24 protein-coding genes are annotated in these 22,500 nt (G+C 71.2%); 8 read left to right on the top strand and 16 right to left on the bottom strand.

Annotation, left to right across the window (positions count from 1 at the left end; genetic code table 11):
* The first annotated feature begins 61 nt into the window (after window positions 1-61).
* A complete protein-coding gene (locus tag ACTMVF_RS05940; RefSeq protein WP_367669690.1) occupies window positions 62-760 on the top strand; it encodes an O-methyltransferase in 699 nt (232 codons plus the stop codon).
* A 99-nt stretch (window positions 761-859) separates the two neighbouring features.
* On the opposite strand, the gene ACTMVF_RS05935 is transcribed toward ACTMVF_RS05940, so the two are convergent.
* Window positions 860-1,027, bottom strand: a complete 168-nt coding sequence (locus ACTMVF_RS05935) for a DUF3117 domain-containing protein (RefSeq protein ID WP_003966491.1) — start codon at window positions 1,025-1,027, stop codon at window positions 860-862.
* A 145-nt stretch (window positions 1,028-1,172) separates the two neighbouring features.
* Window positions 1,173-1,337 carry a hypothetical protein gene (locus ACTMVF_RS05930; protein ID WP_441269875.1) on the bottom strand — a complete coding sequence of 55 codons (165 nt, stop codon included), beginning with the start codon at window positions 1,335-1,337 and terminating at the stop codon, window positions 1,173-1,175.
* A 64-nt stretch (window positions 1,338-1,401) separates the two neighbouring features.
* On the opposite strand from ACTMVF_RS05930, the gene ACTMVF_RS05925 reads away from it, so the two are divergent.
* Window positions 1,402-2,205 carry an enoyl-CoA hydratase/isomerase family protein gene (locus ACTMVF_RS05925; protein WP_441269874.1) on the top strand — a complete coding sequence of 268 codons (804 nt, stop codon included), beginning with the start codon at window positions 1,402-1,404 and terminating at the stop codon, window positions 2,203-2,205.
* A 92-nt stretch (window positions 2,206-2,297) separates the two neighbouring features.
* Here the strand turns inward: ACTMVF_RS05925 and ACTMVF_RS05920 are convergent, their stop codons facing one another.
* A complete protein-coding gene (locus tag ACTMVF_RS05920; RefSeq protein WP_441269873.1) occupies window positions 2,298-2,885 on the bottom strand; it encodes a DNA-3-methyladenine glycosylase I in 588 nt (195 codons plus the stop codon).
* Entirely contained in the window at window positions 2,885-3,232 is a 348-nt protein-coding gene (locus tag ACTMVF_RS05915) for a DivIVA domain-containing protein (RefSeq protein ID WP_441269872.1), read from the bottom strand. The genes ACTMVF_RS05920 and ACTMVF_RS05915 overlap by 1 nt, the downstream gene beginning before the upstream one ends.
* Window positions 3,233-3,377: 145 nt before the next feature.
* Between ACTMVF_RS05915 and folP the strand changes: the two genes are divergently transcribed.
* Complete coding sequence (folP, locus tag ACTMVF_RS05910; protein WP_441269871.1) at window positions 3,378-4,238, top strand: dihydropteroate synthase; 861 nt, start codon at window positions 3,378-3,380, stop codon at window positions 4,236-4,238.
* Window positions 4,239-4,352: 114 nt separating this feature from the next.
* On the opposite strand, the gene ACTMVF_RS05905 is transcribed toward folP, so the two are convergent.
* Together ACTMVF_RS05905 and dapE are read right to left on the bottom strand one after the other, a co-directional pair.
* Window positions 4,353-5,111 (bottom strand): TIGR00730 family Rossman fold protein, encoded by a 759-nt coding sequence (locus tag ACTMVF_RS05905; protein ID WP_441269870.1) that lies wholly within the window; start codon window positions 5,109-5,111, stop codon window positions 4,353-4,355.
* Window positions 5,112-5,259: 148 nt separating this feature from the next.
* A complete protein-coding gene (gene dapE / locus ACTMVF_RS05900) occupies window positions 5,260-6,339 on the bottom strand; it encodes a succinyl-diaminopimelate desuccinylase (protein WP_441269869.1) in 1,080 nt (359 codons plus the stop codon).
* Between the two features lie 85 nt (window positions 6,340-6,424).
* Between dapE and ACTMVF_RS05895 the strand changes: the two genes are divergently transcribed.
* The gene (locus ACTMVF_RS05895; protein ID WP_441269868.1) at window positions 6,425-7,402 is read left to right on the top strand and encodes a heavy metal transporter; all 978 of its coding nucleotides are present in this window, start codon (window positions 6,425-6,427) and stop codon (window positions 7,400-7,402) included.
* A gap of 412 nt (window positions 7,403-7,814) precedes the next feature.
* Window positions 7,815-8,291: an ATP-binding protein gene (locus tag ACTMVF_RS05890; RefSeq protein WP_403332112.1), complete on the top strand. Its 477-nt coding sequence runs from the start codon at window positions 7,815-7,817 to the stop codon at window positions 8,289-8,291.
* 334 nt (window positions 8,292-8,625) lie between these two features.
* On the opposite strand, the gene ACTMVF_RS05885 is transcribed toward ACTMVF_RS05890, so the two are convergent.
* A complete protein-coding gene (locus ACTMVF_RS05885; RefSeq protein ID WP_441269867.1) occupies window positions 8,626-9,744 on the bottom strand; it encodes a bifunctional succinyldiaminopimelate transaminase/glutamate-prephenate aminotransferase in 1,119 nt (372 codons plus the stop codon).
* Window positions 9,745-9,903: 159 nt separating this feature from the next.
* Window positions 9,904-10,224 (bottom strand): ferredoxin, encoded by a 321-nt coding sequence (gene fdxA / locus ACTMVF_RS05880; RefSeq protein ID WP_030929316.1) that lies wholly within the window; start codon window positions 10,222-10,224, stop codon window positions 9,904-9,906.
* 140 nt (window positions 10,225-10,364) lie between these two features.
* Between fdxA and ACTMVF_RS05875 the strand changes: the two genes are divergently transcribed.
* Window positions 10,365-11,402: a GNAT family N-acetyltransferase gene (locus tag ACTMVF_RS05875; protein ID WP_441269866.1), complete on the top strand. Its 1,038-nt coding sequence runs from the start codon at window positions 10,365-10,367 to the stop codon at window positions 11,400-11,402.
* Window positions 11,403-11,440: 38 nt separating this feature from the next.
* Window positions 11,441-12,292 (top strand): transglutaminase family protein, encoded by an 852-nt coding sequence (locus ACTMVF_RS05870; protein ID WP_441269865.1) that lies wholly within the window; start codon window positions 11,441-11,443, stop codon window positions 12,290-12,292.
* A gap of 108 nt (window positions 12,293-12,400) precedes the next feature.
* Here ACTMVF_RS05870 and ACTMVF_RS05865 read toward each other — a convergent pair whose 3' ends face one another.
* The 8 genes from ACTMVF_RS05865 to ACTMVF_RS05830 form a co-directional block, all read right to left on the bottom strand.
* A complete protein-coding gene (locus ACTMVF_RS05865; RefSeq protein ID WP_441269864.1) occupies window positions 12,401-13,015 on the bottom strand; it encodes a response regulator transcription factor in 615 nt (204 codons plus the stop codon).
* Window positions 13,012-14,193 carry a sensor histidine kinase gene (locus tag ACTMVF_RS05860; protein ID WP_441269863.1) on the bottom strand — a complete coding sequence of 394 codons (1,182 nt, stop codon included), beginning with the start codon at window positions 14,191-14,193 and terminating at the stop codon, window positions 13,012-13,014. The genes ACTMVF_RS05865 and ACTMVF_RS05860 overlap by 4 nt, the downstream gene beginning before the upstream one ends.
* Window positions 14,190-14,930, bottom strand: coding sequence for an ABC transporter permease (locus ACTMVF_RS05855; RefSeq protein WP_441269862.1), 741 nt, complete (start codon window positions 14,928-14,930; stop codon window positions 14,190-14,192). Before ACTMVF_RS05855 ends, ACTMVF_RS05860 begins: the two co-directional genes overlap by 4 nt.
* Window positions 14,927-15,835 (bottom strand): ABC transporter ATP-binding protein, encoded by a 909-nt coding sequence (locus ACTMVF_RS05850; RefSeq protein WP_441269861.1) that lies wholly within the window; start codon window positions 15,833-15,835, stop codon window positions 14,927-14,929. Before ACTMVF_RS05850 ends, ACTMVF_RS05855 begins: the two co-directional genes overlap by 4 nt.
* 131 nt (window positions 15,836-15,966) lie before the next feature.
* Window positions 15,967-18,426, bottom strand: coding sequence for a hypothetical protein (locus ACTMVF_RS05845; protein WP_441269860.1), 2,460 nt, complete (start codon window positions 18,424-18,426; stop codon window positions 15,967-15,969).
* Between the two features lie 195 nt (window positions 18,427-18,621).
* The gene (locus ACTMVF_RS05840) at window positions 18,622-19,023 is read right to left on the bottom strand and encodes a DUF6113 family protein (protein WP_441269859.1); all 402 of its coding nucleotides are present in this window, start codon (window positions 19,021-19,023) and stop codon (window positions 18,622-18,624) included.
* Window positions 19,020-19,922, bottom strand: coding sequence for an N-acetyl-1-D-myo-inositol-2-amino-2-deoxy-alpha-D-glucopyranoside deacetylase (mshB, locus tag ACTMVF_RS05835; protein ID WP_441269858.1), 903 nt, complete (start codon window positions 19,920-19,922; stop codon window positions 19,020-19,022). Before mshB ends, ACTMVF_RS05840 begins: the two co-directional genes overlap by 4 nt.
* 76 nt (window positions 19,923-19,998) lie before the next feature.
* Complete coding sequence (locus ACTMVF_RS05830; RefSeq protein ID WP_019755516.1) at window positions 19,999-20,193, bottom strand: hypothetical protein; 195 nt, start codon at window positions 20,191-20,193, stop codon at window positions 19,999-20,001.
* A gap of 176 nt (window positions 20,194-20,369) precedes the next feature.
* Between ACTMVF_RS05830 and ACTMVF_RS05825 the strand changes: the two genes are divergently transcribed.
* Window positions 20,370-22,490 carry a prolyl oligopeptidase family serine peptidase gene (locus ACTMVF_RS05825; RefSeq protein WP_441269857.1) on the top strand — a complete coding sequence of 707 codons (2,121 nt, stop codon included), beginning with the start codon at window positions 20,370-20,372 and terminating at the stop codon, window positions 22,488-22,490.
* The last annotated feature ends 10 nt before the right edge of the window (window positions 22,491-22,500 follow it).

The following is a 22,500-nucleotide window of genomic DNA, read 5'->3' as shown; positions in this document are numbered from 1 at the left end:
GGCATCGTGATCCAACTGTGTCCCCCCGCTCGTCTTCCCACCCCTCTAAACGCCCGGTCCCATCTGCGGGTTCCCGTCGGCAACGGATACAGTCACGCCCAGGCAACCACGGGGACAGGAGAGGGTCATTACCGGCAACCGGCAGACGAGCTGGGCGTTCGCCGACGCCTACGTCGCCGAGGACGACGTCCTGCGCTGGGCCCGGGACCGGGCCCGTGAGGCGGGGCTGCGCTCGGTGTCGCCCGGCACGGGTGCCGCGCTGCGCTTGCTGGCCGCTTCGGTGGACGCGAAGGCGGTGGCGGAGATCGGTACCGGCACCGGCGTCTCCGGCATCCACCTCCTGCACGGTATGCGCCCCGACGGCGTCCTGACCACGGTGGACCCCGAACCCGAACACCAGCAGTTCGCCCGCCAGGCCTTCCGCGCCTCCGGCTTCGCCAGCAACCGCGCCCGCTTCATTCCGGGCCGCGCCCTGGACGTCCTGCCCCGCCTCGCGGACGCCGGTTACGACCTCGTCTTCTGTGACGGCGACCGGCTGGAGTTCCTCGACTATCTCGCTGAATCGTTGCGCCTGCTGCGTCCGGGCGGCCTCGTCGTCTTCGAGGGCGTCTTCGCCAACGGCCGCACGGTGGACTCGGGCCCCCAGCCCACGGAAGTCATACGTATCCGGGAGCTGCTGCGCGCGGTGCGGGAGAGCCAGGAGCTGGTGCCGTCGCTGCTGCCGGTCGGGGACGGACTGCTGTGCGCGGTCAAGCGGTGACCGTACGGCCGACTGTACGCCACGCACGTACCGGAGAAGCAGCGACCCCGGCACCATGTGCGATGCCGGGGTCGCCGAAAAGGTAGGGTCGCTGCCGCGTCAGCCGACGACCTTCTTGAGGGCGTCGCCGAGCGCGTCGGCCTCGTCAGGGGTCAGCTCGACGACGAGCCGACCGCCGCCTTCGAGCGGAACGCGCATGACGATGCCCCGCCCCTCCTTGGTCACCTCGAGCGGGCCATCGCCCGTCCGCGGCTTCATGGCCGCCATGCTCGTTCCCCTTCCTGAAACCAGCTCATCGTCAAAGCCGACGGCCCCATGGAGGGCACGCGCGTCTGGCTGAGACCCGCGACACCGGCATCGAACACATTGCTTCCAAGCCATTATCCCGCATCTCAGGACCCGATGACCAACATCAGTCGGCATCGCTTGGGCAACGCGCGCGAGCAAAACCACTCAATTCGGCGATGTGACTGCGATACTGCGCCACCGCACGCGCTTCGGCCGCAGAGAACCGGACACGAATTCTTTGACGCAGGTCACACGTCCGGTCAGAGCCGTTGTCGATGATCTCCGCCATGCTGTCCTTCAGACAGTGCGTACCGACGAGTACGCCGCAGCCGCGACACCGGAGGGGATACGCCATGGCCGACACCGTGCTCTATGAGGTGAGCGACGGACTCGCGACGATCACGCTGAACCGCCCCGATGCGATGAACGCGCTGAACATCGAGGCCAAGGTCGCCCTGCGGGAGGCGGTCCGGGCTGCGGCGGACGACGACGGCGTACGGGCCGTGCTGCTGACCGCGGCCGGGGAGCGGGCGTTCTGCGTGGGCCAGGACCTGAAGGAGCACATCGGGCTGCTTGTCTCCGACCGGGAGACCGGGTCGGGGCAGACGATGAGCACGGTGCGGGAGCATTACAACCCGATCGTGACCGCGCTTACGTCCATGGCGAAGCCGGTGGTGGCCGGGGTGAACGGGGTCGCGGCGGGGGCGGGCTTCGGTTTCGCGTTGGCCGCGGACTATCGGGTCGTGGCCGACACTGCTGCCTTCAACACGTCGTTCGCGGGGGTGGCACTGACCGCAGACTCCGGGATCTCCTGGACCCTGCCCCGCGTCATCGGCGCCGGGCGCGCCGCCGACCTGCTGCTTTTCCCTCGGAACATCAAGGCGCAGGAGGCGTACGAGCTGGGGATCGCCAACCGGGTCGTGCCCACGGGTGAGCTCCGCGAGGAGGCCGAGAAGGTGGCGCGGGCGTTGGCCGGGGGGCCGACGGTGGCGTATGGGGCGATCAAGGAGGCGGTGGCGTTCGGGCTGTCGCACTCCTTGGAGGAGACCTTGGAGAAGGAGGATGAGCTGCAGACGCGGGCGGGGTCTTCTGAGGACCATGCCATTGCGGTGCAGGCCTTCGTCAATAAGGAGAAGCCCAAGTACTTGGGCCGGTGAGCTCGGGACGACAGCGCCGTCGGGGACTGCGGGGCCGATGTGGCTGGTCGCGCCCCGCGGCGGAGCCGCATAGCGATACAGCCCCGCGCCCCTTAAGGGGCGCTCCTGGCAACGCATGCTGCCAAGTGGTCGTCGACCAAGCCGCACGCCTGCATCAGGGCGTATGCCGTCGTCGGGCCCACGAAGCGCAGGCCCCGCTTCTTCAAGGCCTTGGACAGGGCTGTCGACTCCGGAGTGACCGCGGGGACGTCCGCCAAGGTCTTCGGGACCGGGCGGGCAGCCGGATCGGGGGCGTGGGACCAGATCAGGTCGTCCAGCTCACCCGGGGCCCACTCGGCCAGCACGCGTGCGTTGGTGAGGGTCGCGTCGATCTTGGCTCGGTTGCGGATGATGCCCTCGTCGGTGAGGAGGCGGTCCCTGTCGGCGTCCGTGAAGGTCGCGACCTTGGCGATCTCGAAGCCCGCGAAGGCGGCGCGGAAGCCCTCGCGGCGGCGCAGGATCGTGATCCAGGACAGGCCCGACTGGAAGGCCTCCAGGCTGAGGCGTTCGTAGAGCGCGTCGTCGCCGTGGACCGGGCGGCCCCACTCCTCGTCGTGGTACGTCACGTAGTCCGCGGTGGACAGCGCCCAGGGGCAGCGCAGGGCGCCGTCCGGGCCGGCGAGGGCCGTACCGCCGCTCATTACTGGTCCTCCGGGGCGTGCTTCTCCATCGACACATGGCCGGCCGACGCCTGCGCGCCCGCCAGCGCGGACTCCAGGTCTGCGATACGGGCGTCGCGCTCGGCGAGCTCGGCGCCGAGGCGGCTGAGGGCGTCGTCGACGTCGGACATGCGGTAGCCGCGGGCGGCGAGCGGGAAGCGGAGGGTCTCGATGTCGACACGGTTGATCGGGCGGTCCAGCGGCAGCAGGTCCTGCAGGCGCTCGGGCGCGGCCTCCGGCAAGGGACCGCCGCCCTCGCCGCCGCCCACCACGGCGAGTGTCACCGCGGCGACCACGACGGCGAGCGCGACGACCAGGAACAAGAACATAACCATCGCTGTGGCCCCCACGGTCGGTGAATGCGAGCGTTCGAGTGTGTCAGTGTCCGATCGTGCCATGCGACTCTGACAGTTAGGGTCGCAGGCGGCCGAAGGCCGGCGACTTGCCAGGACGTACTAGGAGAGGTCACAGGGGATGCTCAGGCTGGGCAGGCGTGAGTTCGACACGCACGAGCCGGTGATCATGGCGATCGTCAACCGGACCCCGGACTCCTTCTACGACCAAGGGGCTACGTTCCGCGACGAGCCCGCCCTCGCGCGCGTGGAACAGGCCGTGGCCGAAGGGGCGGCGATCATCGACATCGGTGGGGTCAAGGCCGGGCCGGGGGAAGAGGTGACCGCCGAGGAGGAGGCGCGGCGGACGGTCGGGTTCGTGGCCGAGGTGCGGCGGCGCTTTCCGGATGTCGTGATCAGCGTGGACACCTGGCGGGCCGAGGTCGGGGCGGCGGTGTGCGAGGCGGGGGCGGATCTGCTGAACGACGCCTGGGGTGGGGTGGATCCGGGGCTGGCCGAGGTCGCCGCGCGGTACGGGGTGGGGCTGGTGTGTACGCATGCGGGCGGTGCCGAGCCTCGGACTCGGCCGCATCGGGTGACGTACGACGACGTCATGGCCGACATTCTTCGGGTGACGGTGTCGTTGGCGGAGCGGGCGTTGGCGCTGGGGGTGCCGCGGGAGTCGATCCTGATCGATCCCGGGCACGACTTCGGGAAGAACACGCGGCACAGTCTTGAGGCGACTCGGCGGTTGGGGGAGATGGTGGAGACGGGGTGGCCGGTGTTGGTGTCCCTGTCGAACAAGGACTTCGTCGGGGAGACGCTGGACAAGCCTGTGAAGGAGCGGGTGGTGGGGACGCTGGCCACGACTGCGGTGTCGGCGTGGTTGGGGGCGCAGGTGTATCGGGTGCATGAGGTGGCGGAGACGCGGCAGGTGCTGGACATGGTGGCGTCGATCGCGGGGCGACGGGCGCCGGCGGTGGCGCGGCGGGGGTTGGCCTGAGGGTTTTCCTCGCCCCCGCCGCCCCTGAACGGGCCTCGTCCGCAAAACGCCGGACGGGCTGAAATGCCCGGCCGGCGTTCCCAAGGGCTTTTCGAGTTCGGCCTCGCGGCGGCCCTAGCGCCCCGCCTCCTTCGACACCAGTGCCACCGCCTCGTCCACGTCGTCCGTGACGTGGAACAGGAGCAGGTCCTTCTCCGAGGCCTTGCCCTGGGCGATCAGCGTGTTCCTCAGCCAGTGGACCAGGCCGCCCCAGTACTCGCTGCCGAACAGGACGATCGGGAAGCGGGTGACCTTCTGGGTCTGGACCAGGGTGAGGGCCTCGAAGAGTTCGTCGAGGGTGCCGAGGCCGCCGGGGAGGACCACGAAGCCCTGGGCGTACTTGACGAACATCATCTTGCGGACGAAGAAGTACCGGAAGTTCAGGCCGATGTCGACGTAGGGGTTGAGCCCCTGCTCGAAGGGCAGCTCGATGCCGAGGCCGACCGAGATGCCGCCCGCCTCGCACGCGCCCTTGTTCGCCGCCTCCATGGCGCCGGGGCCGCCGCCCGTGATCACCGCGAAGCCCGCCTCGACCAGGCCTCGGCCGAGGCGGACTCCGGCGTCGTACTCGGGAGAGTCGACCGGTGTGCGGGCCGAGCCGAAGACGCTGATCGCCGACGGGAGTTCGGCGAGGGTGCCGAAGCCCTCGATGAACTCCGACTGGATGCGCAGGACTCGCCAGGGGTCCGTGTGGACCCAGTCGGAGGGCCCGCCCGCGTCCAGCAGTCGCTGGTCGGTCGTACTCGCCTTCACCTGGCTCCGCCTTCGGATGACCGGGCCCAGACGCTGCTCCGACGGTGGCTGCTTCTTCCCCTCGGGGTTGCCGGTAGCCATGTGCGCTCCCTCCGCTGCGGGGCCTGCGGGTGTTGCAGGTCTTTCCACCTCAGCGTAGATCCACGCGGGTTACGGACGGGGGACGTGAGCATGTCCGCCATGAAGCGCCCTGCCCGCGCCCCCTGCGCCCACGCCCCTCACCGCCGCACTACGCCGTGAGCCACGCCCTCAGCCGTTCCTCCCCCGCCAGGATCTTCGCCGTTTCGACGCGTTCGTCCCGCTTGTGCGCCAAGTGCGGGTTGCCGGGACCGTAGTTGACCGCCGGGATGCCCAGGGACGAGAAGCGGGAGACGTCGGTCCAGCCGTACTTGGGGCGCGCGGTGCCCCCGACCGCCGCCATGAACGCCGCGGCCGCCGGGTGGGACAGCCCGGGCAGCGCGCCGCCGCTGTGGTCGTCCACCACGAACTCCTCGACCCCGCAGTCGGCGAAGACCTCGCGGACGTGCGCGATGGCCTCCTCCTCGGTACGGTCCGGCGCGTAGCGGAAGTTGACGGTCACCACGCACTCGTCCGGGATGACGTTGCCGGCCACGCCGCCCTTGATGCCGACGGCGTTCAGGCCCTCGCGGTACTCCAGGCCGTCGATCACCGGGTAGCGCGGTTCGTACGAGGCCAGGCGCGCGAGGATCGGCGCCGCGGCGTGGATCGCGTTCGAGCCCATCCAGCTGCGCGCGGAGTGGGCGCGCTCGCCCTTGGTCTTGAGCAGGACCCTGAGCGTGCCCTGGCAGCCGCCCTCGACCTCGCCGTCCGACGGCTCGAGGAGGACCGCGAAGTCACCCTCCAGCCACTCCGGGCGGTTCTCGGCGATGTGCTTGAGGCCGTTGAGGTCCGCGGTCACCTCTTCGTTGTCGTAGAAGACGAAGGTCAGGTCACGGTTCGGGGCGGGTACGGTGGCGGCGATGCGGAGCTGGACGGCCACGCCCGACTTCATGTCGCAGGTGCCGCAGCCCCACAGGACGCCGTCCTCGTCCAGCCTCGACGGGACGTTGTCCGCGATCGGCACCGTGTCGATGTGGCCGGCGAGGATCACGCGCTCGGGCCGCCCCAGGTTCGTGCGCGCCACCACGTTGTTGCCGTACCGGTCGACCGTGAGGTGCGGCAGGGCGCGCAGGGCGGCCTCGATGGCGTCCGCGAGGGGCTGCTCGGTGCCGCTGACAGAGGGGAAGTCGACGAGCTGCGCGGTGAGCCGCGCGGCGTCCAGCGTGAGGTCAAGGGAGGTGTCGGCCATGGTGCCGACCCTAACGCGCCGGGTCGTCGGCCCACTTTCCCCACTCGACCCATACCCCCCAGTAACCTCCGCTACCTTGTAGGGCGTGCCAGAGTCGTCCCCCTCTCCCAAACGTCGTGGCCGCCTCCTGCGTCGCGGGGCGGCCTTCGTGGTCCTGCTCGCCGTCGCGGGGTATCTCGCGGTGCAGTACGTCACCGGAGGCGCGGGCGAGCCGGGCTGCGAGGTCGTCTCGGGCAAGGGCGACGGGACGAGATACGAGTTCACGCCCGAGCAGGCGGTGAACGCGGCGACCATCGCCGCCGTCGGCACCGGCCGCGGACTGCCCGAGCGGGCCGTGACGATCGCGCTCGCCACCGCGCTGCAGGAGTCGGCGCTGCGCAACATCAGCCACGGCGACCGCGACTCGCTGGGCCTGTTCCAGCAGCGGCCCTCCCAGGGCTGGGGCACCGAGAAGGAGATCCTGGACCCGATCTACTCGGCGGACATCTTCTACGAGCACCTGGTCAAGATCCGCGGCTATACGGAGTTGCCGCTCACCGTCGCCGCGCAGCGTGTGCAGCGCAGCGGCTTTCCGGAGGCGTACGCCAAGCACGAGCCGGACGCGACACTGCTCGCTGCCGCACTCACCGGGCGTTCGGCCGCGACGCTGACCTGCAAAGGGCGCCCCGGCGCCACACGGACCGCAGGCCCGGACGCGGTACGGGCCGCGCTCGTACGGGACTTCGGGCAGGACACACTTCAGCCGGCTGCGGCCGAGGTCGGCGCCCGGAAGGCCACGCCCACGCCCACTCCCCCAGTGATCGAACGCGACGGGCAGACCGTCCTGCTGCCGGTGACCAAAGACTCCGGTTCCGGTGCCGGGCGCACCGTCCGCGAGCGCGGGTGGCAGCTGGCCCACTGGGCCGTGGCCAACGCCTCCGACCTGCACATCAAGCGGGTGTCGTACGCCGGGCGGGAGTGGACGGCCGGGAACACCGACAGTCAGTGGCGCGCGACCGCCACGGCGGGCGCCTCGGGGGCGGACAGCGGGCTGGGCTCGGTCCGGATCGTGACCGCTCAGTAGATGGCCCGGCAACCGGCCTGGCAGTACGCGCGCAGCACCCGTCCGGAAGTTCGGGGCATCACCCGTGCGGGTTACCCGAGGTGTCGTTCGGCGGCGGTGGGGGCAGGTTTTCGCGCGGTCACCCTCATATCTGTCAAAAGCCTTGAGAACAAAGGGCTGTAAGGATTCGGCAGGGATTCGGGCGCGGCTCCGTTTGCCCGTTTTTATCCGCAGGCGATAATGCGACGCATTGCCAACTCTTTACATTGGGGCGCCGCAACCTTCGCGGGCTTCGAGCGGTAGTCACTGCGTCCGAGCCCGGAGATCAACAGCCAGTCGGTCCACCGGCAGTCAGCCGTAGTGAGTCGGTCAACTGCCGGGCGCGGTCGGACATTTCATCGTCCTGATCCGACATACCCGTCGAAGGAGCATCATGTCCCTCCCCCTGACCCGCCGGATCGCCCGTGCCGCGCTGCTCGTCGCTGCCGGAGCGGCTGCCGGGGTCGGTGCGGCCGGCTCCGCCAGCGCGGCCCCCGAACTGCCCGACGCCTCGAAGGTCGGCGGGCTGACCGCCCTGGACGGCGCCAGCGTCGTCGACGGCGCGGCCACGAACGCCACCGGGCTCGCGGGTGGCGCCGTCGACACTGCGGTCGACGGCGCGCTGCCGACCGCGACGAAGGCCGGCGACAAGGTGACCAAGACCGGCGGCAAGGCCGCGAAGAAGGCGGTGCCGACCGCGGCCAAGGCCGGCGGCAAGGTCGCGAAGAAGGCGACGCCCGCGGCGCAGGAGACCGCGGGTGGCGTGGCCGGGACGGTCGGAACCGTTGTCGGCGACACGGCCGGTGTGGCCACGACGAGCGGCGTGCCGTCGACCGGCTCGCTGCCGGTGCAGGCGCTTCCCCTCAGCTGACGGGTTCTTCGCTTGCCGTTCGGCTGCGCCTGGCTTGAGCCGCCGATGGGGCCCAGGGAGTTCCCTGGGCCCCATCGGTTTTTGTGTGCCTTGTGTCGGCAGGGGGCCGGGCGTGTTTGCGCGGTGCCCGGCGCTGCGGGCTGTGCCCACCCGTTCCGCCCTGCGGAACGACTGCCCACAGCGGCACCAGCGGTCCCCACAGTCCCAGCGGTCCCGGCGATCCCGGCCCGCGGTGCCAGCGGTCTTGGCGGCGCAGCGGTCCTGGCGGCCCCAGCGGGGCAAACGGTCCAAGCGACCCCAGCGATCCCAGCGGTCCCGGCGGGGCCTCTGCGGTTTACGACAAGCGGCGCACCGCTTCGCCCACCCGTTCGTCCGTCGCCGTGAAAGCCACGCGTACGTGCCGGGCGCCCGCCTCGCCGTAGAAGTCGCCCGGGGCCACCAGGATGCCGAGGTCGGCCAGGTGGGAGACCGTGGTCCAGCAGGACTCGTCCCGTGTGGCCCAGAGGTAGAGGCTGGCCTCGCTGTGCTCGATGCGGAAGCCGTGTGCTTCCAGGGCCCCGCGCAGAGCCTCGCGGCGGGCCGCGTAGCGGTCGCGCTGGACGCGGACGTGTTCGTCGTCGCCCAGGGCCGCGATCACCGCCGCCTGGGTCGGCGCCGAGGTCATCATGCCGCCGTGCTTGCGGATCTCCAGGAGGGGGGCCAGGACCGCGGGGTCGCCCGCCAGGAACGCGGCACGGTAGCCGGCCAGGTTCGAGCGCTTGGAGAGGCTGTGGACGGCGACAATGCCGTCGTACGAGCCGCCGTTCACGTCCGGGTGCAGGACCGAGACCGGGTCGGCCTCCCAGCCCAGCTCCAGGTAGCACTCGTCGGAGAAGAGTAGGATTCCGTGCTCGCGGGCCCACGCCACGATCCGGGTGAGCTCCGCCTTCGACAGCACCTGGCCCGTGGGGTTCGACGGCGAGTTCAGCCAGAGCAGCTTCAGACCCTCGGGGTCCAGCTCCGTCCCCGCGGGGCAAGCCGCAAATGTCTCCGTGTCGTACACCTCGTAGTCCGCGCGGGCCAGGCGGGCGCCCACCTCGTACGTCGGGTAGGCCAGTCGCGGGTAGGCCACCTTGTCGCCGGGGCCGAGGCCCAGCTGGGTGGGGAGCCAGGCGACCAGTTCCTTGGAGCCGACGATGGGGAGCACATGGCGGTGGGTGACCCCGCGGGCACCCAGGCGGCGCTCCACCCAGCCCGTGATCGCGTCACGCAGCGCCGGGGTGCCCCAGACCGTCGGATAGCCCGGGGAGTCCGCCGCGTCGATCAGGGCCTTCTGGATCAGCTCGGGCACCGGGTCGACCGGCGTGCCGACGGAGAGGTCGACGATGCCGCCCGGGTGCGCGGCGGCCGTCTTCTTGTACGGCTCCAGCTTGTCCCAGGGGAAGGCCGGAAGGCGGTCGGAGACTGCGGACACTGGATCTGGCTCACTTTCTGGTACAGCCGCTGGTACTGCCACTGCTGATGCCACTGTTCATGCCGGATACGGCAACGCCTCGGTCCCGTACGACGATCAAGGCGATCAGGCCGTACGGGACCGAGGCGGCACGCTGTCTGTGCGGGTCGCCGGTGGGGACTACTCGGCCTGCGGCGGCAGAGCGGCGATGAACGGGTGGTCCCGCTCGATCAGGCCCAGCTTGCTGGCGCCGCCGGGGGAGCCGAGCTCGTCGAAGAACTCGACGTTCGCCTTGTAGTAGTCCTTCCACTCCTCCGGAGTGTCGTCCTCGTAGAAGATCGCCTCGACCGGGCATACCGGCTCACAGGCACCACAGTCGACGCATTCGTCCGGGTGGATGTACAAGGACCGCTGGCCCTCGTAGATGCAGTCGACCGGGCACTCCTCGATGCACGCCTTGTCCTTGACGTCGACACAAGGCTGCGCGATGACGTAGGTCACGCTGTCGTTCCTCCTCGATAGGGCGCTGGCGGGCCTCCTCAGGCTCCGCCGCCTGGCGCGCGGGAGCGCGGCGTCGTCGATGCCCGCCCCTAGTATCTCCGTTCTTGGGCATGATCCGAACAGGAGGGGTGAACTGACCTGTGGAAATCTCTGCGACGGGGCGCCTTGAGGTCCGTATCACCGCTGCTGACGTGGGCAAACGAGTGTCCGTACGCCGCCTGAACGATCCTGCGCCTCCGGGTGAGAAGTTCACCGACACGGTGGGTGTTCTCGCATCATGGGACGACGGTGTGCTGCTGATCACACGGAAGAGTGGTGAGACCGTCCGTATCCCGGAAGCGTCGCTGGTCGCGGGCAAGGTGGTGCCCGCCGCTCCCGCCCGGCGCCGCGGGCCGGCCGCCTCCTACGAGGAGCTCGCTCAGGTCGCCACGCGCGCGTGGCGGCCGGTGGAGAGCGAAGGGCTCGGCGAGTGGGAGCTGCGGGCCGCGTCCGGGTTCACCCGGCGGGCCAACTCGGTGCTGCCGCTCGGCGACCCCGGGATGCCGCTGGAGGCCGCGCTCGATGTCGTACGGCGCTGGTACGGCGACCGTGGGCTCCCGGCGTACGTCCAGACCGCGACCGGGGCCGAGGGCACGCAGGAGCTGCTGTGCGCGGAGCTGGAGCGGCTGGGGTGGGTGCGGGAGGTGTCCGCCGAGATGTGGATCGGGGCGTTGGCGCCGATCGCCGACCGGGGCGAGCCGGCCGAGGTGGCCGGGGTGGTGCTGTCCCGGGAGGCGGACGAGGCTTGGCTTGCGCGGTATCAGCGCAAGGGGGTGAGCGAGGTGGCCATGGAGGTGCTCCGGAGCGGGCCGTCGGTGTGGTTCGCGACGGTGCCCGGTGCGGGTGGCGGTGCGCCTGCTGCCATCGGGCGGTGTGTCGTGGACGGACGGTGGGCCGGGTTCGCCGCTGTGGAGGTCGATCCGGCGCTGCGGCGGCAGGGGCTGGCGACCCGGGTGATGGCCGCGCTGGCCCGGCGGGCCCTCGACGAGGGGGCGTCGGCGGCGTGGTTGCAGGTCGAGACGGAGAACGCGGGTGCGCGGGAGATGTACGCCCGGATGGGTTTCGCCGCGCATCACGGGTACCACCACTATCGCGAGCCGGGTGCCTCCGGCGATGAGCTGCGAACCACCGGCTGCTGACGGTAGTACCGATCGCCGTGAAAGGGCACGAGCCAGCTATGCGTCCCCCCTACCCTCCACCGCCCGAACGTTCCGCCGAGCTGCGGCGGCGGTTCGCCGAAGAGGCGCGGTCCGAGCGGCCCGACCTGTCCGCGCTGTGTCTGCTGGTGGGGGCCGAGGCGGACGGGGCGCTGGACGAGGCGGGCATGGACGCGGCGCAGGTGGAGCTGGACGGGCTGGCGGGGCAGCTGCCGTTCCGGCCCGGGGGGCCGCGGGCGTGGGCGGTCGCTCTGCGGGAGCTGCTCGGGGAGCGGTACGGGTTTCGCGGCTCCGCCGCGGACTATCAGCGGCTGGAGTCGTCATTGCTGCATCAGGTGCTGGTGCGGCGCAGAGGGCTGCCGATTCTGCTGTCGGTGGTGTGGATGGAGGTTGCGCGGCGGGCGGGGGCGCCTGTGTACGGGGTCGCTCTGCCGGGACACTTCGTGGTGGGGTTCGGGCCGGCTGATGAGCAGGTGCTCGCTGACCCGTTCGACGGGGGGCGGGTGCTGACCGGGAACGATGCGGAGATGCTGGTGGCGGGGGCCACGGGGGCGCCGCTGGAGCCGTCCATGTTGACGCCGGCCGATCCCTTGGATGTGGTGCTGCGGATCCTGAACAACATCCGTGCCTGGGCGGCCACCCGGCCCGAGCGGACGGATGTGGCCTTGTGGGCGGTGGAGTTGTCGCTGTTGCTTCCGTCGCATCCGGCTCGGTTGCGGTTCGAGCGGGCGCAGTTGCTGGTGCAGCGGGGGGACTTCGTCGAGGGGGCCGCGGAGTTGGAGGGGTACGCGGAGTTGATCAGTGCGGTGGATGAAGGAGCGGCGGAGCGGGTGCGGGGGCAGGCTCGGGCGGCTCGGGCGATGTTGAACTGACGGTTCGCCCAGGCGCCACAGGGCTTTCGCAGTCTCGCAGCCACCGGATCGTGGTGGCTGGTCGCGCAGTTCCCCGCGTCCCTGAGGGCGTTGCCCCTGGTCGGCGATTTACAGCCACCCCTTCTCTCTCGCGATCCGCACCGCCTCCGCGCGGTTGCGCGCCGCCAGTTTCTGGATCGCTGTCGACAGGTAGTTGCGGACCGTGCCCTGTGACAGGTGCAGGGCCGCCGCCAGTTCGGCGTTCGTGGAGCCGTCCTCCGCTGCTCGCAGTACCTCTCGCTCGCGGTCCGTCAAGGGGTTGGCGCCCTCCGCCAGGGCCGCTGCCGCGAGCGTGGGGTCGATGACTCGCTCGCCCGCGAGTACCTTCCGTACCGCCTCGGCCAGTTGGGCCGCCGGTGCGTCCTTGACCAGGAAGGCGTCGGCGCCCGACTCCATCGCGCTGCGGAGGTAGCCGGGGCGGCCGAAGGTGGTGAGGATGACCAGCTTCACGGCCGGCAGCTCCGCGTGCACGAGGGCCGCCGCCTCGATGCCGGTCGCGCCGGGCATCTCTATGTCGAGCAGGGCCACGTCCACGTCGTGCGCCCGGGCCGCCGCCAGGACCTCGTCGCCGCGGGCCACCTGGGCGACGACCTCGATGTCGTCCTCCAGGCCGAGCAGGGCGGCCAGGGCCTCGCGGACCATCGACTGGTCCTCGGCCAGGAGAACCCTGATCGTCTGGATCATGACGGGGATCCTACGTCCGCCGAGGCCGCGTCGGCCGAGCGGACCCCGGCGGCCGGGACACGGGCGGTCAGGCGGAAGCCGTGCCGGGTCCCGCCCGCCTCCAGGGTGCCGCCCGCCTTCGCCAGGCGTTCCGTCAGGCCCGCCAGGCCGTTGCCGGGGCCGTTGCCCTGGTCGCCCGAGCCGTTGTCCTCTACGGACAGTTCCAGGACGGGGCCGTCGAGGGTCTGGCAGCGCAGGAGTTCCACCGTGCAGCGCCGGGCACCGCTGTGGCGTACGACGTTGGTGACGGCCTCGCGCAGTGCCCAGGCCATGGCCGTCTCGCTGGTCTCGGGGATGTCGGTGGGGTCCGGTTCGTCGGGCAGTTCCGCGGTGATCCCGGCCGCCGTCAACGCGACCTTCGCGCCCGCGAGTTCGGCGGACAGACGGGGGCGGCGGTAGCCCGACACAGCCTCCCGTACGTCGACCAGGGCCTGGCGGCTGACCTGCTCGATGTCGGCGACCTGCTGGGCCGCCTCGTCGGGGTGGGCCGGGAGCATACGGCCCGCGAGTTCGCTCTTCAGCGTGATCAGCGAGAGGGAGTGGCCGAGCAGGTCGTGCAGGTCCCGGGCAAGGCGCAGGCGTTCCTCGTTGGCGGCGAGCTGGGCGACCGTGGCGCGGGCCTCGCGCAGCTCCATGGTCGTGCGGATGAGCTCGCGTACGCCGGTCATGGAGAAGCCGCCGAGGAGGGCCGGGAAGAGCAGGCCCGCCAGGAACGACGCGCCGCCGGGGACCGCGAGGGCGATCCCGGTCAACAGGGCCGACACGGCCGGGATGGTCCAGCGGGCCAGGTGGAACGGCAGGGCCGCGCCGGAGGAGATCGCCACGTACACGAACAGGACGAGCCACTCGCGGCCCAGGGTGAGAGCGAGGACGGTCGACTGGGTGGCCAGGACCGCCAGCGAGCCGAGCACCACGCCGTTGCTCTCGCCGCGCCCGGTGCGGAAGATCAGGGCGAAGTACCAGGCGACGAAGGCGACCAGGCCGATCCAGCCGAGGACGACGACGCCGTCGCTGTGCCCGCCGTGCAGCAGGTCGCCCACCGGCGCGCTCAGGTAGGCGAGCCAGATCCCGACCCAGAGGAACTTGACGGCCTTCTGCCTGCGGTTCTGGGGGCGTTGCCCGATGCCGACGCTGCTCACGCCTTCAGCGTGTCCTTCCGGTACAGCCAGGCCGCGCCGCCGGTGAACAGGGCGAAGAAGACGGCGAGGACGGCGATGTCCTTGGCATGAGGGGCCTGGCTCTGTTCGATCGCCTGCCCCAGGGCAGCGTACGCGTGCGTGGGCACCCAGTCGGCGATGTCCTGCAGCCAGGCCGGGAAGGACGTGGTCGGCATCCACAGGCCGCCGAGGATGGACAGACCGAAGTAGGTGATCATCGTGATCGGGCGGACCGCGTCCCCGCTCGCGAGGTAGCCGAGGGCCACGCCGAGTGCGGCGAAGACGAGGCTGCCGGCCCAGATCGCGCCGGTGAGGGCGAGCCACTGCCAGGCGTCCAGGCGTACGTCCTTCGCGACGGCGGCGACGAAGAAGACGATCACGATGGACGGCAGGCTGACCACGGCGGCACTCGCGGTCTTGGCCAGGACGTACCCGCGGCCCGGAAGGGTCGTCAGCCGCAGCTGCCGTACCCAGCCGCTCTCGCGCTCCTTGGCGATGCGCTCGCTGTTGCCCATCAGGACGGCCGTCAGGGCGCCGAAGGAGGCCATCGAGACCATCATGTAGGTCGGCAGGGTCAGTCCCGTGCCGTCGATCTTCGTCGTGCTGTCGGCGCTGCCCGCGATCAGCAGGAACAGGAGGGACGGGTAGAGCACCGAGAAGAAGAGGAACTTGCGGCCCCGCAGGGCGCGGGTGAGTTCCAGCCGGATCAGGCCCTTCATGACGTACGTGCCTCCTCGGCGGTGGTGATGGCGACGAACGCCTGCTCGAGTCCGAGCCCGGCGACTTCGAGGTTGCGGGGGTAGAGGCCGAGGCCATAGAGGGAGTGGACCGTCGCGTCGGCGTCGGAGGACTGGATGCGGACGGTCCGGCCGGATATGTCGAGCGTCCTGAGGAAGGGCAGCGACCGCAGCACGGCCTCGTCGACCGGGCCGACGGGCAGCTCGAAGGAGATCCTGCGGGCCCCCGCCTTCGCCTTGATCTCGGCCGCCGTGCCGTCGGCCAGCAGCCGGCCGCGGTGCAGGACCAGCACCCGGTCGGCGACGGCGTCCGCCTCCTCCAGGTAGTGGGTGGCGAAGAGGACCGTACGGCCCTGGTCGGCCTGTTCGCGCATGGTGGCCCAGAACGCCTGGCGGGTGGTGACGTCCATGCCGGTGGTCGGCTCGTCCAGGACGATCAGATCGCTGTCGCCGGCGGTCGCGAGGGCGAAGCGGACGCGCTGGGCCTGACCGCCGGAGAGCTTGTCGACCTTGCGGTCGGCGATCTGCGTGACGCCCGCGCGGGAGAGTACGTCAGAGACCTTGTACGGCCTCGGGTGCAGGTCACAGGCGAGCCGCACCAGTTCGGCGACGGTCACCTCGTCCATCAGCCCGCCGCTCTGCAGCATGGCGCCCACCCGCCCGGCGACGATCGCCTCGCGCGGGCTGGTGTCGCAGAGCCGGACGGCGCCCCCGTCGGGCTGCTTGAGCCCGAGCAGCAGATCGAGCGTGGTGGACTTGCCGGCCCCGTTGGGCCCCAGCAGGGCCACCGTCTCCCCCGGGTACAGCGCGAGTGTCAGCCGGTCGACGGCCCGGACATTCCCGTAGCTCTTGCTCACCTGGTCGAATGCGACCACTGTCGTCGTCATGGGACCCAGAGTGGCCCGCGGGCCCCTGCGCCCGGCAGTGTCGGCGGTCCTGACTACCGGATGACAGATGTCATACGACGACCAGGGGGCACCCGGCGTGTGCCGGGTGCCCCCTGGTGCGAGCGGTTCCGCTAGCTCGGGTTGGTGTCGATGGTGACGGTGCGCTCCGCCGCTGTCTTGCCGCGCAGGGCCTTGCGCAGGGCGGAGGCGACATCCTGCGGCAGGACGTCGCGCTTGCCGCTCGCGCCGTTGATCTGCACGCCGTCGAAGGTGGCGCCGTACGCCTCCTTGAGTGCCTTGAGGTCGTAGGTGTCCACGAGCTTGCCGTCGACGGCCTTGACTCCGAGGATCTTCGGCAGGGACAGGGAGCCGAACGGGATGCTGTGCGCGGCGTCCGTCTGGACCGTGACCTTGGTGGCCATCGCCGGCTCGGCGAACTCCTTCATGAACCGGTCGACCTCGGCGTTGGTGACCGTCGGCTGCTGGGTGGTCGTCGCGACCTGCACCGGGGAGGACGTGCCCGTCTCCACCTGGGTGCGGTACGCCTCCTCGACCGCCGTGGTCGACTTGGCGACGTCGATGCCCTTGCCGGCCTTGCCGTACACGGCGACCGCCTTGCCGGTCTTGAAGGAGACCGTGCCCTCGGTCACCGAGCCGGAGCCGCCGGAGACGTCCTCCAGGGCGGCGTGCAGCTTCTCCTCGTCGATCGGCATGACCGGGTCCACGGTCCGGTGGTTGCCGAACAGGGAGCCGATGACCGAGACCGGGTTGTAGTCGCTGGTCGCGGCCGTGCTGACCGTCTGCTGCATGTCGAACTGCAGCCCGGCCTTGTCCGGTTCGAGGGTGACGGTCTTGCCGCCGACCGACAGCTTCAGCGGCTTGTTGACCCGCTCGTCGAAGGCGTCGTTGAGCTTCTTGACCGCGTCGTCGCGGGTGCCGCCGCCGATGTCGACGCCGAGCACGGTGGTGCCCTTGGGCACGTCGGAGTGGTTCATCAGCAGGCCGGCGCCGTAGACGCCACCGGCGAGGACGATCACTCCGCCGACGAGCAGGGGCAGCTTGTTGCGGCCCTTCTTCTTGGGCGCGCGGGACGTCGACGCGTTCGTCGAGCCCGGCTCGGGCAGCTTCGGAGGCGTGTGCGGCGCCGGTCCGTCGGCGGCGCCCGGGCCGAAGGGACCGCTCTGGGCGCCGGAGGGTACGACGGGGATGCCGCTGGTGACGGTGTGGCCGGAGACGTTGTCGGCGACACCGCCGTAGTGCGGGTTGCCGGGTTCGGGGGCCGGCTTCTGCGGGGTGAGGATCGCGGTGTCGTCACTCAGGCCGCCGCCGGGGCCACGGCCCGGGGTGTGGGGGGCGCCGCCCGGGCCTGCGGGGCCCGCTGGGCCGCTGCCGGGGCCGGCGGGTCCGCCGGGCCGGCTCGGGCCGTTGGAGATGCCGGGCACACCGGAGCCACCCGGACCGTTGGAGATTCCGGGCACACCCGGACCAGCCGGGCCACCCGGACCGCCGGGCCCACCGCGGCCGCCCTGCCCGCCGCCCCTGACCGGGGGCACGGCCGGACCGTCGCCGGTGACCGGACCGGTCGTCGGGCCTGCGGGGCCCTGCGGGCCGCCCTGGCCGCCATGGCCACTCGGGCCGCCGAAGTCGCTCGGGCCATTGAAATCGTTCGAGCCGTTGAAGTCGCTCGGCCCGTCGAAGTCGTCGAGGCCACCGAAGTCGGCGGAACCGTCGAAGCCGCTCGGGCCGCCCTGGGAGCCGTAACCATGAGGGCCGTTCGGGCCGCCCTGGGAGCCGTAGCCGTTCTGACCGTTCGGACCCCCGTCACCGTTCTCCGAGAAGTACGGCAGGTCGTCGCGGCGCGCCTCGCCGCCGGGGCGGGAACCGTTGCCGTTGCCGTTGCCCAGCGGACCCGCCGCCAGTGCCTCGGTGACGTCGAAGGAACCGGTGCCTCCACCGTGCCCGGGAGCCACCGGGCCGCCGGTCGCACCCGGGAGACCTGCGCCGTTCGTACCACCGGGGCGTGCGCCGCCGGGCACGCTCATCGCGCCCACGACACCACCGGGCCGACCGGAACCGGCACCCGGGCGCGCCCCGCCGGGCGCACCGGCACCCGCGCCACCGGGCCCGCTGGGAGCGGGGCCCGAACCGCCGGGCAGACCGGCCCCGTTGGAGGGCGGGCCGCCCTGACCGCCCTTGGGCGCGCCGGACTTGCGCGGGGCGAACCAGTCGCTCGTCTTCTCCCCCGCCTGCGCGGCGGGGTCGGCCGAGGGCTCGACGGTGCCGGTGGACATGGACGTGGCGGCGGACGGCGCCGGCGTCTCGGTGTCCGCGCTGTCCGCGGCGCTCTCGGCTTCGGCGACGGGCTTGCGCACGACGACCGGCGGAATGGGCCGCGACCCCGGGATGTTGATCCGGATCCGTGTCGTCAGCGTGGTCTCGGTCTTGCGTTCCTCCGGCTGCGCGGCCGAACGGCCCGCGTCCCTACCGCTGTCGGAAGCCATGGGGGTCCCGTACGGCGGCGTGCCCGAGGGGTATGCGGCTCCGCCGCGCCCGTTGGGCCCGGAGGACGGAGTGTCAGTTTCACGACTCAAGGCAGGTTCTCCCGGTTGGCTCCACCGCCTGTTCGACCTCCATTGCGAGTGGGGGTCCCTCCCGGCCGAGTGGTTCGAGGCTGGGGGAGGCTCGGCGGCGCGCACCACCATACTGGCCACTTCCGGCCCGTATCCCACGACCGCCTGGGAAACCCACACGGGACTCGCACGAGTGCGGCATGGAGAAGTGGTACGTCACTTGCCAAGTCGGACGGGGTCGTCGCCCGGTTGCCGCGCCGGCACGAGGGTGGCGCAGATCACAGCCACGGCCATGCCGCCGAGCAGGAAGAGATAGGAGGCGGCGCTCGTGCCGAACACGAAGTCGCCCTCCGGGCGGCTGGCGGTGAGCAGAATGACGGCGACCATCCAGCCGCCGGCGGGTGCGACGGCTCCGGCGCGGCTGCCTGCCACCCGGCCACCGCCCAGACAGAGCCCGGCCTCACCGGCGAGCGCGAGCAGCAGGCCGCCCGGGAACCACGCGGGCTGCACCAGTGCCCCGGCCACGCCGACCACCGCGCCGAGCACGAACAGCCCGACGTAGGCGAGGGCCCGCAGGCCGGAAGGCCGCTTCAGCGGCTGGGCGAGCATCGAGCTCATGACGCCTCCCCGACGGTGACACCGGCGAACAGATCGGACTCCGTCTTGGCCCCTCTCCCCCAGCCTTCGGCCGGGGAGACCCCCATCTCGCTTCGCTCGCCCTGCACCAACTCGTAGTACTCGGTGGTGAAGAGGGGTTGCGCGAGCTCGTTGGAGAGCGCGAAGTACAGCTCGGCCACGTCGATCTGCGTGGCATGCGCGCGCATCGCGGCGGCCTTGGCGGTGGCGTACGCGGTGCCGTCGATCACGGTGGTGATCCGCTCGTCGTCCACGACGCCCGGTACGTCGTCCACGGTGGCGGCCTTGCTGAACGGCAGCCCGGGCAGATCCGCCTGAAGCCGGGCGAAGGCCTCCTCGGCGACCGTGCGCGGGACGCGGTTCCAGTAGATCTTGGGGATCCGCCAGCCGGCGTCGGCCGCCAGCTCGGCCGCGCGCATGGCGATGCGGTGGGCCTGGATGTGGTCCGGGTGGCCGTAGCCGCCGTCGGGGTCATAGGTGACGAGGACCTGGGGGCGCACCTCCAGGATCACCTCGACGAGAGCCCGGGCCGCGTCGTCGACGTCCGCCTGCCAGAGGGCGGCCGGGTCGTCGTTGTCGGCGATGCCCATCATCCCCGAGTCCTCGAAGCGGCCCTTTCCGCCGAGGAGACGGAAGTCCTCGACGCCGAGCTCACGCATCGCGGCGGTGAGCTCGCCCAGGCGGTGTTCGCCCAGAGCGGCCCCCGTCAGGTGCTGGAGCTCGGGGGGGATGACCTCGCCGTGCTCGCCGAGGGTGCAGGTGACCAGGGTCACGTGGGCACCCTCGGCCGCGTACTTGGCCATGGTCGCGCCGTTGTTGATCGACTCGTCGTCCGGGTGCGCGTGCACCAGGAGCAGACGCCGGTCGGGCAGTTCCGTCATGGGCCCACCCTACGAGGCGACACTGACAGTGCCGCGCGGCACTGTCAGAAGGCGCGGCACTGTCAGAAGGCGCGGCTCAGAACTTGATGCTGCCGATCATGCCCGCGATGTTCGTCGTCAGCTCACTGATGGTGGGCGCGACGGTCGAGGACGCCAGGTAGAACCCGAGCAGCATGCAGACAACCGCATGGCCCGCCTTCAACCCTGATTTCTTGATCAGCAGGAAGACGATGATCGCCAGCAGCACCACCGCCGAAATCGAGAGTGCCACGGCGGCTCACCTCCAAGAATCCCAGGGGCGGGGGGTCGGACTATGGGGGCAGATAAATCCATGCAGCAGCCAGCAGGTTCATACCCACTATGCGCTAGTGATCATAACTATCCGTACGTGCGCATCGATCGGCGCACAGCCGCACAAGGGGGCGCACTGGCCAATATGGTCGGGGCATGACGACCGAGCCTGTGTCCTTCCCCCGCCGGCATGCCCGCACCCAGCGGTTCACGTTCGGCGCGCCGCGCGCGTTCACGGTGGCGCCCGACGGTTCCCGCATCGTGTTCCTGCGCTCCACCTCCGGTACGGATCCGGCGAGTTCGCTGTGGGTGCTCGACACGGTGGACGGCAAGGAGCGCGTGGCGGCCGACCCGCGCGCCCTGCTGGGCGGTGCCTCGGAAGACCTCTCGCCGCAGGAGCGGGCGCGCCGCGAGCGCAGCCGTGAGGCCGGCGCCGGCATCGTCGGCCAGGCCACCGACGCCGCCGTGGAGTTGGCGTCTTTTGCCTTGTCAGGGCGGCTTTTCACAGCGGAGCTACGGGCCGGCACGGCACGCGAACTCCGGGTCCCCGGGCCGGTGATCGACCCGCGCCCCTCCCCCGACGGACGGCACATCGCGTACGTCGCGCAGGGCGCGCTGCGGGTGGTGGGCGCCGAGGGTGAGGGCGACCGTGCGCTCGCCGAGCCGGAGTCGGAGGGCGTCACCTATGGGCTCGCCGAGTTCATCGCCGCCGAGGAGATGGCACGCTACCGGGGCTTTTGGTGGGGTCCGGAGTCGGACCGGCTGCTCGTGGCGTGCGTGGACGACACGCCGGTGCGGCGGTGGTGGATCTCCGATCCCGCACGTCCGGAGCGCGAGCCGCAGCAGGTGGCGTATCCGGCGGCGGGGACCGAGAACGCGGACGTACGGCTGTTCGTGATCGGTCTGGACGGGGCGCGCACGGAGGTGGCGTGGGACCGGGCGCGGTACCCCTATCTGGCACGAGTGCACTGGTCAGCGGCGGGTGCGCCGCTGCTGCTCGTCCAGGCGCGGGACCAGCGCAGCCAGTTGTTCCTGGCCGTGGACCCGGCGACGGGGGCGACGCGGATGGTGCACGCCGACGAAGATCCACAATGGCTGGATCTTTTCCCTGGCGTGCCCTGCTGGAGCCCTTCCGGGCAGCTGGTGCGCATCGCCGACGAGGGCGGCGCACGGGTGCTCACGGTGGGCGAACGCCCGCTGACGGGTCCGCAATTGCACGTCCGTGCGGTGCTGGACGTCTCCGACGACGACGTCCTCGTCTCGGCGTCGGCGGGTGAGGCCGCGACCGACGCCGAGATCGGTGAAGTGCACGTGTACCGAGTGAACGAGCTCGGTGTGGAGCGCGTGTCGCAGGAGCCCGGCGTGCACTCGGCGGTGCGTGCCGGGGGCGTGACCGTGCTGGTGTCGCACACCCTCAACCAGCCCGGGTCCCGGGTCCAGGTGCTGCACGAGGGGAAGCCGACGGCGACGGTCCGGTCGTATGCCGAAGATCCCGGTTTGACCCCGCGCATCACCCTCACCGAAGGGGGCGCACGTCGCATTCCGTGCGCCGTGCTTATGCCTCGGGACTACGCCGGTGACACCCCGCTCCCGGTTTTGCTGGATCCCTACGGGGGACCGCACGCCTCCAGGGTGGTCGCCGCGCACAACGCGTATCTGACCTCGCAGTGGTTCGCCGACCAAGGGTTCGCGGTGGTCGTCGCGGACGGGCGCGGAACGCCGGGGCGCTCGCCCGCGTGGGAGAAGGCGATCAAGGACGACATCGCGGCGGTCGTGGTGCAGGACCAGGTCGACGCGCTCCAGGCGCTCGCCGAGCGGTTCCCCCTCGACCTGACCCGGGTGGCCATCCGTGGCTGGTCCTTCGGCGGCTATCTGGCGGGGCTCGCGGTGCTGCGCCGCCCCGATGTCTTCCACGCGGCGGTGGTCGGCGCCCCGGTCACCGATCTGCGGCTGTACGACACCCACTACCAGGAGCGTTACGTCGGACACCCCGAGGAGCAGCCGGAGGTCTACCGGCGCAACTCGCTGATCGACGACGCCGGGCTGGTGGACGCGGCCGAGCCGGCCCGCCCGATGATGATCGTCCACGGGCTGGCGGACGACAACGTGGTGGTCGCCCACTCATTGCGTCTGTCCTCGGCACTGCTCGCCGCGGGCCGCCCGCACGAGGTGCTGCCGCTGTCCGGCGTGACTCACATGACTCCGCAGGAGGAGGTCGCGGAGAACCTGCTGCTGCTCCAGCTCGACTTCCTGCAGCGGTCGCTGGGGCTGAACTGACCCCGCAGCC

The organism is Streptomyces sp. SD31 (genome assembly GCF_052068475.1).
Taxonomy (GTDB): Bacteria; Actinomycetota; Actinomycetes; order Streptomycetales; family Streptomycetaceae; genus Streptomyces.
This window is presented reverse-complemented; position numbering and strand designations above follow the sequence as displayed.